Below are 694 nucleotides of genomic sequence, written 5' to 3' on the forward strand. Positions count from 1 at the left end.
CATTCTTCTTCAAATAGCCTTTAAAAATATCATCCATCGCTATTTCGTGTAGCTTGGCGAAGGGTAAAGGATTATGATTGAATGGATCAGGATACATTGTAGGTCCGTAAAAAAAATACCATTGCTTATTTATTTTCACTCCGTAAAAATAAATTATTGAGTTATTTACTGTTTCACTTTCTTGATTTGCAATAGCCATAATGCACTTATTTTTGGCAATGTTAAAACATAACAAACTATCAAGTTGCCAATTAGAATAACGCTGCATCTTGCTTGCACTTAGTTTGTTCCCGATCCAAGAATTTAAAGAATCATTCGCTGCTTTGTATAAATCAGAATAATTAGATTCACCAAAATGAATCTTAGAATATTCAATCAATTTGTTGCGATCTATACCTGCATTTTGCTGGTTTTGTTTTTTGTCGTCTTTACATGAAAAAATGAGCTGAAAGAAAACAATAGCAACTAGTAGTCTACCGGGTTTTAACATAGCCGTTTGCGTTTGTGTTCAACTCAAATATCCATCCATAATTACTAATACTATGACTTTCCAAATAGCCTTTCGGAATTGTTTTCCCATTTCCATAAGTTGCAGGGATAAAAGCACGCCTGCCAAAACCTATATTTCCTACTTCACATTGCGGTGCCACTCCGTCCTGGTTCCACATTGGATCGGCGTTCCCCTGTCCTAAAT

General features: G+C 35.2%; 2 protein-coding genes. Both read right to left on the bottom strand.

From position 1 onward, the window contains the following. Positions 1-490: hypothetical protein (locus AC1XUO_RS29635; protein WP_483333520.1), on the bottom strand; the 490-nt coding region annotated here is incomplete at its 3' end. After that, positions 474-694 (bottom strand): hypothetical protein (locus AC1XUO_RS29640; RefSeq protein WP_483333521.1); only part of this gene is annotated, 221 nt, incomplete at its 5' end. The genes AC1XUO_RS29635 and AC1XUO_RS29640, both read right to left, overlap by 17 nt.

The sequence above is a fragment of the Dyadobacter sp. HNCC25DJ186 genome, assembly GCF_056895235.1.